This window comes from Bartonella sp. AA86SXKL, from assembly GCF_042196885.1.
On the sequence record NZ_JBHIRE010000412.1, the window covers coordinates 379 to 652 of the forward strand.

General features: G+C 29.2%; 1 pseudogene. It reads left to right on the top strand.

The features are described from left to right. Positions 1–204, top strand: a pseudogene (locus tag ACFIO5_RS12315) (MFS transporter); the annotation flags it as partial. Between the last annotated feature and the right edge of the window lie 70 nt (positions 205–274).

Sequence of the window (274 nt, forward strand, 5' to 3'; positions counted from 1 at the left end):
AAAAATATCTCTGTTACAAAAGACTTTATAAAAGTTTATGAAAAGAGTGCTGCGATGATTGATAAAGCAAAAGTGATTCCTATTAAAATTTATGGTTTTGAAAACTCTTTTTTTTCAAGTTTTTCTAACATTCACACACGCCGTAAACTTTTTCCTAAAATAACAGCTGTCATCCATGAACCTGTTGATTTTAATATGATATAAATCTAAAAAGTTCTATCCATCACTAACTTACTGGAAAGGAGTTGTCTCCGTATCATGTTTCATATCATCT